Source organism: Thioalkalivibrio sp. ALE21 (assembly GCF_003208255.1).
Lineage (GTDB): Bacteria > Pseudomonadota > Gammaproteobacteria > Ectothiorhodospirales > Ectothiorhodospiraceae > Thioalkalivibrio > Thioalkalivibrio halophilus.
This window is the reverse complement of the sequence record NZ_QKMA01000029.1, coordinates 1-14,491: the sequence shown is the minus strand read 5'-3', so window position 1 is coordinate 14,491 and position 14,491 is coordinate 1. Positions and strand designations below refer to the sequence as shown.

Annotated in this window: 14 protein-coding genes and 1 pseudogene; 4 read left to right on the top strand and 11 right to left on the bottom strand. The window is 67.2% G+C overall.

What is annotated here, in order from left to right; genetic code table 11:
- Nucleotides 1-192, bottom strand: a 192-nt coding sequence (locus D893_RS13120; RefSeq protein WP_210434105.1) for a helix-turn-helix domain-containing protein, incomplete at its 3' end; no start/stop codon positions are given.
- A gap of 172 nt (nucleotides 193-364) precedes the next feature.
- Here D893_RS13120 and D893_RS13115 point away from each other — a divergent pair.
- Nucleotides 365-1,099, top strand: a complete 735-nt coding sequence (locus tag D893_RS13115) for a Crp/Fnr family transcriptional regulator (protein ID WP_018945813.1) — start codon at nucleotides 365-367, stop codon at nucleotides 1,097-1,099.
- Nucleotides 1,100-1,143: 44 nt separating this feature from the next.
- On the opposite strand, the pseudogene D893_RS13110 reads toward D893_RS13115, so the two are convergent.
- Nucleotides 1,144-1,287, bottom strand: a pseudogene (locus D893_RS13110) (fatty acid desaturase); the annotation flags it as partial.
- A 207-nt stretch (nucleotides 1,288-1,494) separates the two neighbouring features.
- Between D893_RS13110 and D893_RS13105 the strand changes: the two are divergent.
- Both D893_RS13105 and D893_RS13100 read left to right on the top strand, forming a co-directional pair.
- Entirely contained in the window at nucleotides 1,495-1,647 is a 153-nt protein-coding gene (locus D893_RS13105; protein ID WP_208855977.1) for a DUF3309 family protein, read from the top strand.
- Between the two features lie 137 nt (nucleotides 1,648-1,784).
- Nucleotides 1,785-2,042, top strand: a complete 258-nt coding sequence (locus D893_RS13100; protein WP_051130311.1) for a BON domain-containing protein — start codon at nucleotides 1,785-1,787, stop codon at nucleotides 2,040-2,042.
- Nucleotides 2,043-2,055: 13 nt separating this feature from the next.
- Here D893_RS13100 and D893_RS13095 read toward each other — a convergent pair whose 3' ends face one another.
- Together D893_RS13095 and D893_RS13090 are read right to left on the bottom strand one after the other, a co-directional pair.
- The gene (locus D893_RS13095) at nucleotides 2,056-4,575 is read right to left on the bottom strand and encodes a chemotaxis protein CheB (protein WP_110620029.1); all 2,520 of its coding nucleotides are present in this window, start codon (nucleotides 4,573-4,575) and stop codon (nucleotides 2,056-2,058) included.
- A 25-nt stretch (nucleotides 4,576-4,600) separates the two neighbouring features.
- Nucleotides 4,601-5,209, bottom strand: coding sequence for a PAS domain-containing protein (locus tag D893_RS13090; protein WP_110620028.1), 609 nt, complete (start codon nucleotides 5,207-5,209; stop codon nucleotides 4,601-4,603).
- A 434-nt stretch (nucleotides 5,210-5,643) separates the two neighbouring features.
- Between D893_RS13090 and D893_RS14020 the strand changes: the two genes are divergently transcribed.
- On the top strand, nucleotides 5,644-5,769 hold the full coding sequence (locus D893_RS14020; RefSeq protein ID WP_255349524.1) for a hypothetical protein: 126 nt from the start codon (nucleotides 5,644-5,646) through the stop codon (nucleotides 5,767-5,769).
- 143 nt (nucleotides 5,770-5,912) lie between these two features.
- On the opposite strand, the gene D893_RS13085 is transcribed toward D893_RS14020, so the two are convergent.
- From D893_RS13085 to D893_RS13055, 7 genes are all read right to left on the bottom strand, one after another.
- Nucleotides 5,913-6,428: an MOSC domain-containing protein gene (locus D893_RS13085; protein WP_077243825.1), complete on the bottom strand. Its 516-nt coding sequence runs from the start codon at nucleotides 6,426-6,428 to the stop codon at nucleotides 5,913-5,915.
- Nucleotides 6,429-6,764: 336 nt separating this feature from the next.
- The gene (locus D893_RS13080) at nucleotides 6,765-6,974 is read right to left on the bottom strand and encodes a hypothetical protein (RefSeq protein ID WP_018945821.1); all 210 of its coding nucleotides are present in this window, start codon (nucleotides 6,972-6,974) and stop codon (nucleotides 6,765-6,767) included.
- Nucleotides 6,975-7,066: 92 nt separating this feature from the next.
- Complete coding sequence (locus tag D893_RS13075) at nucleotides 7,067-7,807, bottom strand: methyltransferase domain-containing protein (protein ID WP_110620027.1); 741 nt, start codon at nucleotides 7,805-7,807, stop codon at nucleotides 7,067-7,069.
- A 105-nt stretch (nucleotides 7,808-7,912) separates the two neighbouring features.
- On the bottom strand, nucleotides 7,913-9,667 hold the full coding sequence (gene treZ, locus D893_RS13070; RefSeq protein ID WP_110620026.1) for a malto-oligosyltrehalose trehalohydrolase: 1,755 nt from the start codon (nucleotides 9,665-9,667) through the stop codon (nucleotides 7,913-7,915).
- Entirely contained in the window at nucleotides 9,664-12,321 is a 2,658-nt protein-coding gene (gene treY, locus D893_RS13065) for a malto-oligosyltrehalose synthase (protein ID WP_110620025.1), read from the bottom strand. Before treY ends, treZ begins: the two co-directional genes overlap by 4 nt.
- Before the next feature lie 58 nt (nucleotides 12,322-12,379).
- Nucleotides 12,380-14,182 (bottom strand): glycoside hydrolase family 15 protein, encoded by a 1,803-nt coding sequence (locus D893_RS13060; protein WP_110620024.1) that lies wholly within the window; start codon nucleotides 14,180-14,182, stop codon nucleotides 12,380-12,382.
- 23 nt (nucleotides 14,183-14,205) lie between these two features.
- A partial coding sequence (locus D893_RS13055; protein ID WP_146220558.1) for an integrase core domain-containing protein occupies nucleotides 14,206-14,491 on the bottom strand: 286 nt, incomplete at its 5' end.

Below are 14,491 nucleotides of genomic sequence, written 5' to 3'. Positions count from 1 at the left end.
CGTGTGCATCGTCTTCGGACGATGGGTCCGGTCTTCCACCTCGGTGCGCCGGCGGCGCCACTTGCGCACCGTCATGCGACTGATGCCGTAGCGCCGGGCCAGTTCCGGGTCGCTGACGCCGGCCGGCGCCTCCTGCAGTTCCTGCCGGATCCGGGGTGTGGTGCGGGCGTTGGAATGGATGGTACTCGCCATGCGGTCAGCCTCCCGTTCGCTCATCGGGCACAATACTCATCCACTCCCGGGCATGAAACAGGGGTGCCTTCTCTCGCGGTATGCAATCAGGCGTGACCTGACACTTAGTCACGGGGAGGAATTGAAGGATATGTCGCAATCGACTGAACCAGGGGAAAACCATATTCTCGGCATGATTTCTTCGGAAGATTGTGCGCGCGTGTTTGCGTTGCTCGAACCCGTCACGCTGACGCTGGGCGAGGTGCTGTGCGAGTCCGGTGATCGGCCGAGCTACGTTTATTTTCCGGTCGATTCAATCGTGTCGCTGCTGTACCTGACGGAGAACGGCTCCTCGGCCGAGATCGCGGTGGTGGGCAACGACGGCATGGTCGGCATCGGGTCGTTCATGGGGGGTGGCAGCATGACCTGTCGCGCGGTGGTCCAAAGTGGCGGCCATGCCTTCCGGATGTCGGTCCCGCTTTTCGACGGCGAGATCAACCAGCATGGCGAGCTGATGCGCCTGATGCTGCGCTACAGCCAGGTTCTGATCACGCAGATGGCGCAGACGGCGGTCTGCAATCGCCACCACACCATCAAGCAGCAACTGTGCCGCTGGCTGCTGCTGTCGCTGGACCGGCTGCCGGGGAACGAACTGGTCATGACCCAGGAGCTGATCGCCAATATGCTGGGCGTGCGCCGCGAGGGGATTACCGAGGCGGCCCGCAAGCTGCACGAGCTGGGCGTGATCCACTATCGGCGCGGGCACATCACGGTGCTGGACCGTCCCGCGCTGGAGCAGCTGAGCTGCGAGTGCTACAAGGTCGTCAAGAAAGAAACGGATCGGCTGATGCCGTGGCCGGACCGGGAGCTGGAACCGGTGCGTGGAATCCGACACTTGACTGCTGCCCGGGTGCACCAACGTCACTGAACCGCGCTACCGGCTCCTGGGTGTGCATGACCGCTCACACACGGGATCCCGATCGCGGCGGCCAGACTGGCGATGGGCAGATGGACGACGAAAGCCCCCGCACCCACCATCGACATCAGCAGGGCGCCAAGCGCAACGATGGCCGCATTGGTGCCCATGGTGCTGAGCCAGGGCATCCGTCCCGCGCGCTGGCTGTATGTACGCAAGCGCACATCCCCGGCCTCCCGGCAAGCCGGCTGCGCATTCCTGCCGGTTCGCTGGGCGCCGTTACGCCACGCTGTGTGTTCGGCAACGTACAGATCTCCCCGTCCTGCTGGCGCGAGAGTGAAGCCATGCATCAGTCGCAATGACGCGACCGATATCGCTCACCGTGCCGGAGGAACTGCATCATGCCCGTGGGAACCATCCTGATTATCGTCCTTATCCTTCTGCTGATCGGCGTGATCCCGACCTGGTCACATAGCCGGAACTGGGGTTATGCCCCCAGCGGGCTGATAGGAGTGGTGCTGATCATCCTCCTTGTCCTGCTGTTGCTGGGTCACATCTGATACCGCCGGAAACAACGGCAAGGGAAGGTTTGACCGGGCTTTTTCGCCGCCCTTGCCATTCTAAAGAGGAGTCCTGGATTGTGTACAATTACAAGCACTTTGCGCTTCTGTTCGTTGCTGTGCTGCTGGCCCTGTTCATGGCGGGCTGTGCCGCCACGGAGAGTCAGAGAAGCTTTGGCGAAACCGTCGACGATTCCGTGATCTCCTCCAAGGTGAAGACGGCGCTGTTCAACGAGCCCTCCCTGAGCGGATTCGAGGTGAGGGTCAGGACCCACCAGGGCCGCGTGCAACTGAGCGGTTTCGTCAGCTCACGGGAGGATATCGACAAGGCGGTGGAGATTGCGAGTGGTGTCGAGGGCGTGCGGTCCGTCGAGAACGACATGCAGCTCAAGTGACCTCCGTTGAGCTCTACGGCTTCGGGCTGTTGGGGCCGGTGATGTCGAGCAGGGTGATCACCACCCCGTCGATCACGTTGTCCAGCCTGCGATAGGGCATGATGCGGACCGAGAACCAGCGGCCGTCATCGGCCCGGACCTGCTTCTGCGAAAAGGCGAGGGTGCGCAGGGTTTCGCGCGCATCGTCGTGCAGGCCGGGGTAGTCGAGAGTCGTGTTCAGGTCACTCAGCGGCCGCCCGAGGTCCCGTTCCCGCAGGTGGATGAGGGTCGCGGCCCGTTCGGTATACCGCCGCACGTTCAGGTTCTGGTCCAGGAACAGGATCGCGATCTCGACACTGTTGAGCAGGTTCTGCATGTCGCTCTGGGCCAGTGCCAGATCGTCCAGCTTGGTCTGAAGCTCGGCATTGATGGTCTGCAGTTCCTCGTTCATGGACTGCATTTCTTCCTTGGACGTCATCAATTCCTCGTTCGCCGAGCGAAGTTCCTCATTAGTGGACTGCAGCTCCTCGTTGGCGGACTGCAGGTCTTCCCGGGAGGAACGCGCCTCGTTGCGCAGGCGGTGGATTTCGTCGTGGCATTGCTGCAATTCGGCCGTGCGGGCGTCTCCGTCGGCATCCTGGATATCGCCGTCACCCGGCGGGGGAAGCGGGGCATCGCGGAACACGATCATGGTCATGCCCTGCAGGGGCCCGGGTTCCTGCAGGGGATCCACCGTGACCGCCACGCGGCAGGGGCCACCCGGGCTTGTCACTTCCACCCGGTGGAGGTGCTGCGGCTGCTGGCTGGCGGAGGCCCGTTCCAGCGCACCGACCAACGCCCCGCGCAGCCCCTCGCGCGCCATCGCGAAGATATTCCAGGTAGCCTTCCCGGCCGCGGGCTCCAGGTATTTTCCGGTATGCCCGCTGATGTAGACGATGTCCCCCGCTTCGTTGAGCAGGACCGCCGCCGGTGCGTACACCTGCAGCAGCAGCTGGTCGGCCGCCGTCTGGAGGTTGCTGGGGAGTGGAGAACGGGGGTCGGAAGGGGACACGCGAGCCTCCTTGGTTCTGCCGGAAAGCGGTGGAAACGAGTTCAGCAGGAAATGGGCGCCGTTCTGCAGGGCCGCGTCCCGGCGCTGATAGAGCCGCAATCGGAATTCGACGGGCGTAAAAAGGGAGCCGAATGCCCCTACTGTTTCGGCGCCACCCAGTAACAGCAGTCCTCCGGGACGCAGACAGTAATGGAACAGGGGCACCAGTTTGCGCTGCAATTCGGGGCCGAGATAGATCAGCAGGTTGCGGCAGGCGATCAGGTCGAGCCGGGTGAAGGGGGGGGCGAGCGCCACATCATGCTGGGCAAACAGCACCATGTCACGGATTTCCGGTTTGATTCGGTAGTGGGTCTCGTGCTCGATGAAAAAACGGTCCAGCCTCTCCTGACCGATCTGGTCGCGGATCGAAAGGGGATAGATGCCGCGGCGTGCCGTCGCAATGGCATCCGCGCTCAGGTCCGAGGCGAAGATTTCGAGGGTGAACCCATGGGGTTGCGGCAATCGTGCCACCACTTCACTGAAGACCATGGCCAGTGAATACGCCTCTTCGCCGGTGGAGCAGCCGATGACCCAGGCGCGCAGCTCGGGCTCGTGAGCGCGCCGCGCGAGCAGTGCCGGCAGGGCCGTTTCCGCCAGATATTCCCAGACCATCGGATCTCGAAAGAAGGCGGTGACGCCGATCAGCAGCTCCGAGAACAGCAGGTCGGTTTCCTGTGTGTTGTGTTCCAGGAAATCCGCGTAGTGCACCAGTGAAGAGAGTTCGTGAATGCCCATGCGTCGCTCGATCCGGCGCTGCAGGGTGCTGGACTTGTAAAGCGAGAAGTCGTGCCCGGTGCGTTGTTGCAGCAGACGCACGATCTTTTCCAGGGCCTGCGCTCCATTGTCCTGGCTCGAGGAAGCCGGGTCGCGCATCCGGGCCGCATAGGCCTGGATGCGGGCCGGCAATGCCGCGGGCGGGCCGATGATGTCGGCACAATCCGCGGCCATGGCGCTGCGCGGCATGGACTCGAACTGCGCCGACCCGGGCTCCTGGGCCACGGTCAGGCCGCCTACTGCCTTGATGGCCAGGGCACCCAGCGTGCCGTCGGAGCCCATGCCGGAGAGCACGACTCCGATGGCCCGTTCTCCCTGGTCGCCGGCCAGGGAGGAGAACAGCACATCGATCGGTAGCCGCAGGCCCCGCGGCTCCGACGGACGGGCCAGTTGCAGGGTGCCATTGGCCACGGTCAGCTGGGTGTCCGGCGGGATCACGTACACGCAGTCCGGCCTGACCGGCGTGCCGTGTTCGGCTTCACGCACCGGCATCGCGGTTACGCGTTGCAGCAGCTGGGGCAGCAGCGCCTTCTGCGTCGGATCCAGATGCTGCACCACGACGTAGGCCAGGCCGCTGTCAGGCGGTACCTTTCCGAGGAATTGCTCCAGTGCCGCCAGGCCACCGGCGGAGGCGCCGATACCCACGATGGACGGCGGCCGGGTCGAGGAGGGAGGCGTTTGAGTCTCCATTGCCCGCCGAAGCCCGAGGCTGTGCTCAGGCCTCGGGAGATTGGCCGGATGGCGAAACGATCAGCAGTACGGAGTCGCCGCTCGCGGAGGTATTGGCCACGACATGGAGCTCGTGCACGACGCCTTCCTCCCCCGTGCGTTGCACCTCGCAGCATGCCTGGGCGTGACCATCCCGCAGGCGGCCGAGCAGGCCGGTGAGCGCGGGCTGGCTTCCGTGGGCGAGGAAACCGGCGAGACTCTCGCCAACCAGGCTGGTGCTTGCGGCCCCCAGCAACTGGGCACCGGCCAGATTGGCTTCGATGACCTGACCCTCCGGGGTCATGGCGAAATAGCCGACCGGGGCGAAATCGAACAAGGCCTTGTAGCGGTCCCTTTCCTGGGCCAGCTCCTGCTCGTTGGCCACCAGTTGTTCATGCTGCAGATCCAGCTCCACCTGGTGGGTCTGCAGCTCATGCAGCAGCTTGAGTGCTTCGCCGGCTTCGGTCGGGTTGCTGGCCAGCCGGTACAGCAGCGCCAGTGCGTCCGGGCTTATGGTCCAGCCGCGACTGGGCGGAGCGGTGCCTTCCCGGAGCCGTTCTTCGGCGTCGCTGCGTAACCGGTCATGGTCGCCGGGATGGTGCGTGAGACTGGACATGGAACCTCCGTGGGAGATGAGGGCGAGCGGCATTCGCCCCGCCCTGGACCGCGGAACCCAATCCGGTTCTGCGGGCTTCCCCGGGTGTCGGATTGTGCCGAACCCATGGGGACAGTATGACCTCCCTTGAGTATACGGCCTTGATCGAGTGTTCGTCGTCGTACAGACCGTAGAGAATCGACCGGTCATGCTGGTCAATCTCGGTTGCGAAATGCGATTCCGAGGCATTCCCACCCCGGAGAAGAACCTCATGAACAACATAATTTATATCATAGGTCTGATCGTCGTCATCCTGTTTATTCTGGGTTTTTTCGGGCTTCGATGAATGCATTCCGGTTCGCCGGATCCGGAAGAACCCCCGTGGGCTGCGGCCGGAACGGGCCGCCACAAAAACTGAGGGAAACACGCATCCGTGTTTCCCCGGGAGGCCAATCATGAGCAAACTTCGACAGCGCAACAAAGAAGCCAGGAAACCACCGGTATTGACGCCCAAAGAGAAGAAGGCGGCGAAGAAGCTGAAGAAGCAGGATACGACTGCGCCGCGGATTATTCCCCGCTGAAGTGCCTTGCTCGCGCGAACGTCACGTCGTTGCCCGAGAGAAGATTGTGCGGCGCAACGCCGTGGACCGGCCGGTTGGCGAGTCACGCGTCGGGTGCATGAGCCGCGGCTGCGAGGCCTTGCGGCCGCCTGGAGTGTGGTGCTTCACGGGGCGCTTTTCCGGCGGGCCGTGTGCCAGTGAACGGGATCACCGACGTGCAGGGTCCCGGTCTCGAGCGGGCGCAGGCATATGCCGCTGTCGTGGCGCAGGGCGGCCGCCAGGTTGTAGCCGACGACCTGATTGAGCCAGCCGCAGGGCGGTCGCGGCCGCTCGATGACGAAGCGCGTGTCGCCGATACGGAGTTCTCCCTCGCGCGGGCTGCGTCCGAGTCCGGAGACCACCAGGTTGCGGCGGTGCTCTCCGGGGACGAGATTGGCGGGATGGCGCAGGCGCCGCGCGCGGCGCCGGGCCCGTTCGAGCTCCTCGGCGCCGATCAGGGTGACGCGGCAGGCCTCGACGGGATGCCAGTGCCCCCGGCCCTCGTGGTAGCGATCGCCCTGGAGGCCCGCGAGGTCGAGTTCGATGCGCTCGCACGGGGCCATCGGCGCGCCAGCCTGTTCCGCGATCCAGATAGCGTCCAGCGTGCCGGTCGCGGTGCGGCGGCGGAAGGGCCGGATCATGGGGCGTCCGGGGCTTTCTGGTCCCTCGGCCACATCCTGTCCAGTGCGCGGTAGCGTTCCACCGCGGCGGGGTCCACTGTCCGGTCGCGTTCGATCTCGAAAGATTCCATGGGATCGGCCCTCGGTCTGGCTGTCCCATGCTACGACCGTTCTGCGGACGAAAGGATCCCCGGCGAGTTCCAGCAGGTGGGAGACGTAGTCCTGGCGCAGGGGGTGCATTGTTGAGCTGGAAGTGTCACGCCGACCGGAGGCTCTCGCACTGGCGCTGGATCAGTAGCCGGTGAAGGCCGCGTTGCTGATGCCCCGCTTCGGCAATCCGCCGGGGTATCGCGCCGGTTATTCGTCTTTGTCCTCGTCGTCGTCCTTGCCGCTGGGGGTGATGGTGCGCCCCAGGGCGGCCGCGGTGCTGCCGGTGGCCTTGACGGTGCCGGTGGTGACGCTGACGGCGGCGCTGGTGGCCGAGCTGGCCACGCTGACGGCCGCGCAGCCACTGGCCAGCGGCAGGACGATGGCGAGGAGGAGTAACGGGCGCGCGCAGTGATGCATTCGCATGGGAGGGGCCTTGCGACGTGGACAGGTTTACAGTCTGGCCGGAACACCCGCGCCTTGAAAAGTCCGGGGCTGCGGCGCGGGTCTCATCAACGGCGTCGACAGACCAGGAAGACCTCTTCCACGCCGTCGGTGGCGACCATGCCGGAATGGAGTTTCAGCGGTTTCTGCAGGCGCAGGCCCAGGGGCATGAGGAAGCGGTTGTACACCTTCATGGCCACGGGCCGGTGGCGCTCGAGGAACCACATGCCCAGGTCGTTCAGGCGCGAGGACCGGGGTTTCATGCCGAAGATCGCGCTTTGTTCCACCTCCAGCCCGTGGCGGTCGAGCAGGTCCATGAGGCGGTCGGGTTCATAGCGGCGATAGTGGCCGACGATGTCGTCGAACGGCGTCCAGTATTCGGGGTGGAGCGGGGTGGAGAGCAGGACCTGTGCGCCGGGTTCGGCCACGCGGCTGATCTCCGCCAGCGCCGCCTCGTCGTCCTCCACGTGCTCGATGATGTCCAGGGCACTCACCAGACCGAAGCTGTCGTCGGCGTGCGGCAGGTCGGAGACCGGCGCGGTATGGGTGATGCCGCCCTCGGCGGCGAGGGTATCCAGCGCCGGCGGGCTGATGTCGACGAAGTGGGTGTTCTCGATGGGCAGGCGCGGGCGCATGCCGGGGCCGACCTCGAGTCGCCGGTCGTGGCTCCGGGCCAGGCCGGAAACCAGGCCCCAGGTGTTGAAGCGTTCGGGGCGGACCAGGCGGCTGTCCGCCCATAGCTGGTCGTAGAAGCGCTGGTTGACGTCGCTGACCTCCGATGCCGGAGGGGCGGCTGGATCGTGCGTCATGGGGAGGGCCGGTGTTGAGCGTGGGGCCCAGTGTAGTCGCCCGGGCCGGGGGACGCAGGTGGCGTTTCCGGGCGCCGCTGGCAAAAAGGGGAATGCGTCACGTTCTCAGTCCTGCGGCGGGTCCGGCCCGGCAAGCACGGCGACCGCTTCCGCGGGCAGCCGGAGTCCGGTGTGATCCAGTCGGATGTCCGGCTCGGAACGCAGGTACAGGGACAGGTGCGAGGTCTCCGGCGGCAGGGTGAGGGTTTGCGGCCGGGCGGCGAGATTGCAGGCCACCACCAGATCGGGACGCAGCAGCAGGAGCCAGCGGCGGGATTCGTCGAATTCCACGCGCATGCGGTCGAGACGGTCGTCGGCGAGGGCGGCTCGGGAACGGCGCAGCCGGATCAGGGCGCGGTGCCACTCGAGGATGTCCGCACGGGGTGCCTGCAGGGGTTCGTCCCAGTCGAGCCGCGAGCGCTCGAAGGTCTCGGCGGCCTGCGGGTCCGGGATGCGCGCGGGATCGTGGCCGAACCCGGCGAATTCCTCACGGCGCCCCTGACACACCGCCGCGGCCAGATCCGCGTCGCGGTGATCGGTGAAATACAGGAACGGGGTGGACGCGGCCCACTCCTCGCCCTGGAACAGCAGGGGGATGAACGGCGAGGTCAGCACCAGCGCGGCACCGACCTTCAGCAGACCGTGCGACAGCAGATGGCTGCTGCGTTCGCCGGTGGCCCGGTTGCCGATCTGGTCGTGGTTCTGCAGGCAGCCGACGAAACGTCGCCCCGGCACGTCACCGGCCGGCCGCCCGTGAGCGCGCCGGCGGTAGCGCGAGTAGCGGCCGTCCAGGGCGAAGCCGCGGCCGAGCGCGCGGGCAAGGTGCTCAAGGCGGCCGAAATCCGCGAAATAGCCCTGCGATTCGCCGGTCAGCAGGGCGTGCAGGGCATGGTGAAAGTCCTCGTTCCACTGCGCATCCAGGCCGTAGCCGCCGACCTCGACCGGCCGGATCAGGCGCGGATCGTTCGCATCGCTTTCGGCGATCAGCGCCAGCGGTCGGCCGGTCTGCGTCTCCAGGTGCCGAACCTCGTCGGCCAGGGCCTCCAGCAGGTGGGTGGCGGAGGTGTCGACGATGGCATGGACCGCGTCCAGGCGCAGGCCGTCGAAGTGATAGTCGCGCAGCCACATGCGGGCGTTGTCGAGGACAAAGCGCCGCACCTCGTCGCTGTCGGGGCCATCGAGGTTGACGGCATCGCCCCAGGGCGTGCTGTAGGTGTCGGTGAAATAGGGACCGAACTGACCGAGATAATTGCCGTCCGGACCCAGGTGGTTGTAAACGACATCCAGGAGCACGGCGAGGCCGCGCCGGTGGCAGGCGTCCACCAGGCGCTTCAGGCCGTCCGGGCCGCCCAGCGCGTGATGCGGGGCGAACAGGCTGGTCCCGTCGTAGCCCCAGCCGCGTTCCCCGGGAAACTCGGCCACCGGCATCAGCTCGATGTGGGTGATGCCCAGCCGGACGAGGTGGTCCAGACGGTCGATCACCGCATCGAAGGTGCCGGCCGGCGTGAAGGTCCCCACGTGGATCTCCATGATGACTGCGGAGACCAGCGGCGGGGCGCGCCATCCGGCATCGCTCCAGTGGAACCGGGAATGCTCCAGCCAGCGCGACGGCCCGTGGACGCCCTGTGGCTGCCAGGGTGAACGCGGGTCGGGGAAGGGGCCGCGATCGTCGATGTGGAAAGCATAGTCCACGCCGTGTGCCACGGCGGGCGCGTCCACCGCCCACCAGCCACCCTCGCGGCGCGCCATCGGGAAGCGTTCGCCGGCGCATTCCAGCGTGACGTCGGCAGTGTGCGGGGCCCAGACCGCCACCCGAGTCACTGCACACCTCCCGTGGGTTCGAGCAGGGCCACCGGGAACGTCGCCAGCAGTTGCGCGAGCGGGATGTCACCGCCGTCGAAGTCCTCCCCGCTCAGGACATTGCGCCACCGCCCCGGCGGCAGAGGAAGCACGGTGTCCTGCCAGTCGTCGCTCAGCCCGAGCACCAGCCGGGGCACCAGGGTCAGCACCTGGTCGCCGCGCAAAAAGGCTACGGCGTGGTCGGCGCGGGGCCCGCGGGCGGCCACCGGCTGATAGCTGCCGTCGACCCCGAACGCCCCGGGCCGGCGCCGACGCAGGGCCAGCGCCTCGCGAAGCAGCCACAGCTTCGGGAGGCCTTCATCGGCGCGCTCCAGGATCTCGGCGGGTGACAGCACGTCCAGTCGGGCCAGCTGCTCACGGCGCAGCCCGAAGTCCACCGGCCGCCGGTTGTCGGGATCCACCAGACTGAGATCCCACAGCTCCGTCCCCTGGTAGGTGTCCGGCACCCCGGGTGCCGTGCACCGGATCAGGGTCTGCGCCAGGCTGTTGACTCGCCCGGGCGCCACCAGCGGCCGGACGAAGGCCTCGAGCGCCTCGACGAATGCCCGGTCGTCCAGCAGGCCGCGGGCGAAATTCATTACGGCGTGTTCGTAGTCCGGGTCGGTCCGGGTCCAGCGCGTGTGCTGCTTTGCCTCGCGGACGGCCTTCTCCAGGTAGGCGCAGAGGCGTTCGGGGTCGATGGGCCAGGCACCCACCAGCGTCTGGTAGATCAGATACTCCGTCGCGGCATCGGGGCCGGTACTCGCACGGTAACGGGCGTTGCGCTTGCGCCATTTCTCCACGGTGCGGCCCCAGTCCTGCGGGATCTCCGACAACAGCAGCAGGCGGGCGCGTACGTCTTCGCTGCGCTTGGTGTCGTGGGTGGATGTGGCGAGCATGGCGTCCGGGTGCTGTTCCAGGGCGTCGCGACAGGCGCGATGGAAATCGGCGGGGGATACCCCGAACCGGTCCGGCGCGCCGCCCACCTCGTTGAGCGCCACCAGCCGATGAAACCGGTAAAAGGCGGTGTCCTCCACGCCCTTGGCCATCGCCGGGCCGGTGAGCTGCTGAAAGCGCAGGGCCAGCTCGGACTCCTGCTCCCCTTCCACCTCCAGCGAGAGCAGGGCGCGCAGGAAGTCCAGGAGCTCGGCATCCAGCTCCGGGGCTTCGGCCTGCGCCCGTTCGATGGCGTTGCGGATGCGGCGGGCGTCGGCCTCGTCCACCGTGTCGCCGCGCCTCAGGTAGGTGCGGTAGACGGGAAAGCGGGCGGCGACCTCCAGCAGCACGTGATGCAGCTGCTCGCGGGTGTAATCACGGTGGCGGCGATGGCGCTCGCAGATCAGCACGAACAGCGAGGTCAGCCGGTGGAGTTCACTGCCCAGAAGCTCCCGCAGGACCTGGCGCTTGCTCGCGACCACCACGGTGTCGCAATCCGCGGGTTCCCCGGTGAAGCTCTCGTACAGCGAGGTCATCGGGGGCTCCCCGGCGGGATCCACGAACAGGCCCTGGACCCGGTTCAGAAAGTCGTAGCCCGTGGTCCCCGCGATCGGCCACTGTGGTGGCAGGCGCTCGCCGGGTTCCAGGATCTTCTCCGCCACGATCCAGGCCTCCGGGCAGGCCTTGCGCAGGCGCCGGAAGTATTCCCCGGGGTCGCGCATCCCGTCGGGGTGGTCGACCCGCAGACCGTCCACGCTGCCTTCGGCCGTCCAGCGCAGGGGCAGCTCATGGATCGCGTCAAAGACCTCGCGTCGCTCCACGCGCAGCCCGGCCAGGTCGTTGATGTCGAAGAAGCGGCGGTAGCCCAGATCCTCTGCGGCGGTGCGCCACCAGGCAAGCCGGTAGTTCTGTTCACCGATCAGGGCGTCCAGCGCATCGGGGCTGGCGTTGATGGCATCGACCTCGGCCTGCACGGCGGTGCGGGTCCCGGCGTTGTCGCGGCAGGTCTCGTCCAGTAGCCGCTGGATCACCTCCTGGTCGCGCCGGCGCCGTTCGGCCGGCTCGCCGCCGGTCACCCGCGGGCGTGGCAGGCGTGCGCAGGACTCGGCCAGAAAGCCGAGCAGCTCCGGGCCGCTGCGCCGGTAGACCCGCTGGAGCAGGTCATGCAGGGAGGAGGGGTCGACGGGGAAGCGGTGTTCGTAATAGTGCAGCGTGAACCGGCCTTCGGCGAACCGCAGCTGCAGTTCGCCCGCCTCGAGGATACGGCCGTAATGGTCGCCCAGGACCGGCAGCAGTACCTTGTCGGGCCAGCGTTCTTCCGCGGCTTCCCAGTCGACGTCGAACCAGGGGGCGTGGCGGCTGGAGGGCCCGTTTTCGAGGACATCCCACCACCAGGGGTTCTGGTCGCCGGCGATCGGCATGTGATTGGGAACGATGTCCAGTACCTGCCCCATGCCGGCGCGGGCGAGGGCGACGTTCAGCCGTTTGCGCGCCGCCTCGCCGCCCAGTTCGGGATTCACGCGGCCCGGGTCGACGACATCGTAGCCGTGGGTGCTGCCGGTGACGGCCTGCAGGAACGGCGACAGGTAGACATGGCTGATGCCCAGGTCGGCCAGGTACGGCACGACCGCGGCCGCGTCATCCAGGGTGAACCCTGGATGCAGCTGGAGACGGTAGGTTGCGACGGGTCGAGCGCTCACCCCTCTCTCATAGCACGAAAGCGCCGCCACCGGAACGCCCGGTCGGCCCGGTTGCGGATCAGGTCCGGCCCAGGTTGATGCCGGTGGAGATCAGCCCGACGTGACTGAACGCCTGCGGGAAGTTGCCGAGAAAGGCCCCGCTGGCGGGGTCGATCTGTTCCGGCAGCAGGCCCAGCGGGCTGGCCCGGGCGCACAGCGACTCGTAGAGCTCCATCGCCGCGTCGCGTTCGCCCTGGCGCAGAAGGTTGTCGGCCAGCCAGAAGCTGCACAGCAGGAAGGCGCCCTCGTGGCCGGCCAGTCCGTCGGGGGATTCATCGGGAAGATAGCGGAACAGCAGTCCTTCGCCGGCGCCCAGCCGACGCACCACCGCGCGAGTGGTGGCGATCATGCGCGGATGGTCGGCGGGAATGACCCGCCGCAGCGGCAGGGCCAGCAGGCTGGCGTCGATCCCGCCGCCGCCGAGGTGTTCGGTCAGGGTCTGCTGGTGCGGGTCCCAGGCCTGCTCGAGGATGGCCGTGCGGATCCGCTCGCACTCCATTTCCCAGCGTCGGGCATCGGTCTCCATGCCCATGGATCGGGCCATGCGCGCCCCCCGGTCCAGTGCCACCGCGCACAGCGCCGCGGAATAGGTGAACGGGCGCCCCGGTGTACGCACCTCCCAGATCCCGTGGTCGGGTGTCTGCCATTCTCTCGCCGCCGCTTCCACGAGGCGCCGCAGCCGGTCCCATAGCTCGGGTTTGAGTGCGCCGCCGCGACGCACCCATTGCCAGGCACAGTCCATGATCTCGCCGAACACGTCATGCTGGCGTTGCTCGGCGGCGGCGTTGCCCCAGCGCACCGGCGCAGAACCGCGATAGCCCTCGAGTCCGGGGTCGTGCCATTCCGGTGGCGGAGCGTGGCCGTCCACGTCATACAGCACGCGTGGCCGCCCGGCCCGGTCCACCGCATCGAGTACCCAGCCAAGAAAACCCTCGGCCTCGTGCCCCATGCCGATCTGGGCAAGCGCATAGACCGAGAAGGCCGCGTCGCGGATCCAGGCATAGCGGTAATCCCAGTTGCGCGGTCCCCCGATTGCCTCCGGCAGCGAGGAGGTGGGCGCGGCGATCATCGCGCCGGTCGCGGTGTAATCCATCATTTTCAGCGTGATCGCGGAGCGGCGGACCAGCGCCGTCTGCGGACCCTGGTAGCGGAACGAGCGCATCCAGTTGCGCCACACCGCGATGGTGTCCGCGAGGAGCTCTTCCGGCGGGCGGGGGTGAAAGCGGTGGCCGGCGGATTCCCAGCTGAGGATGAGGTGGTGGCGTTCGCCCGCAGACAGCTCGTGGGTGGTGTCCAGCCCGGCCAGCGGGAGCGAGGAGGCCAGGTGCGGCTCGAGATCCGGGCGGCGCTTCAGGCGCAGCTGCAGGCCCGCCGCATGCGGTCGGCACTCGGCGTCACCGCGCGGCTCCAGCCGAACCCGCAGGCGCACGCGCCCCTCCACCACCTCGATCATCCGCAGGAGTTCGCCGCGCCCGGCGGGGGCATCTTCGGACAGGTCGGCGCCGGCCCGAAAGGTAAGCGCGTCGGTCACGCGGACGCGTCCCTCCGGCCCCAGGAGCTCCGTTATGAGCACCCCGGTGTCCGGCTCGTAGCGCTGCGTGGCACCGGTCAGGCTCTCCGGGGCCACCGTGAAAAAGCCGCCGTTACGATGGTCCAGCAGGCCGCAGAACAGTGCGTCGGAATCGAACCGCGGGACGCAAAGCCAGGAGATGGAGCCGTCGCGCCCCACCAGGGCCGCGGTGGTGCCGTCGCCGATCAGTCCGTGGTCCTCGATCGGGAGGTAGCCATCGCGCGGGTACGGGGGCAGCTCGGTGGCGTTCAACGGAACCCCCTGCAGTTTTGTCATTAGCTGTCGGGTCCCGGCTGTTTGTATACATGTTTACGAAATAAATCGGGGCGTTCCTGTTGCCAGGCCTTGAGTGTCTCAACCGGCGTTCGATGCCCCAGCGCTTTCTGCCCGATCTGATGGTTGTAAAGGCGCTGGTAGTCCTGGAGGGTGTCCTTCAGATGTTCTCCCGAGCCGAAGCGCCGGGTCCGCAGCAAGTCGGCGATGCGGCCGTTGAAGCGCTCCACCATTCCGTTGGTCTGCGGCCGTTTCGGCCGGATCAGACGATGCTCGATCCCGTGGTCG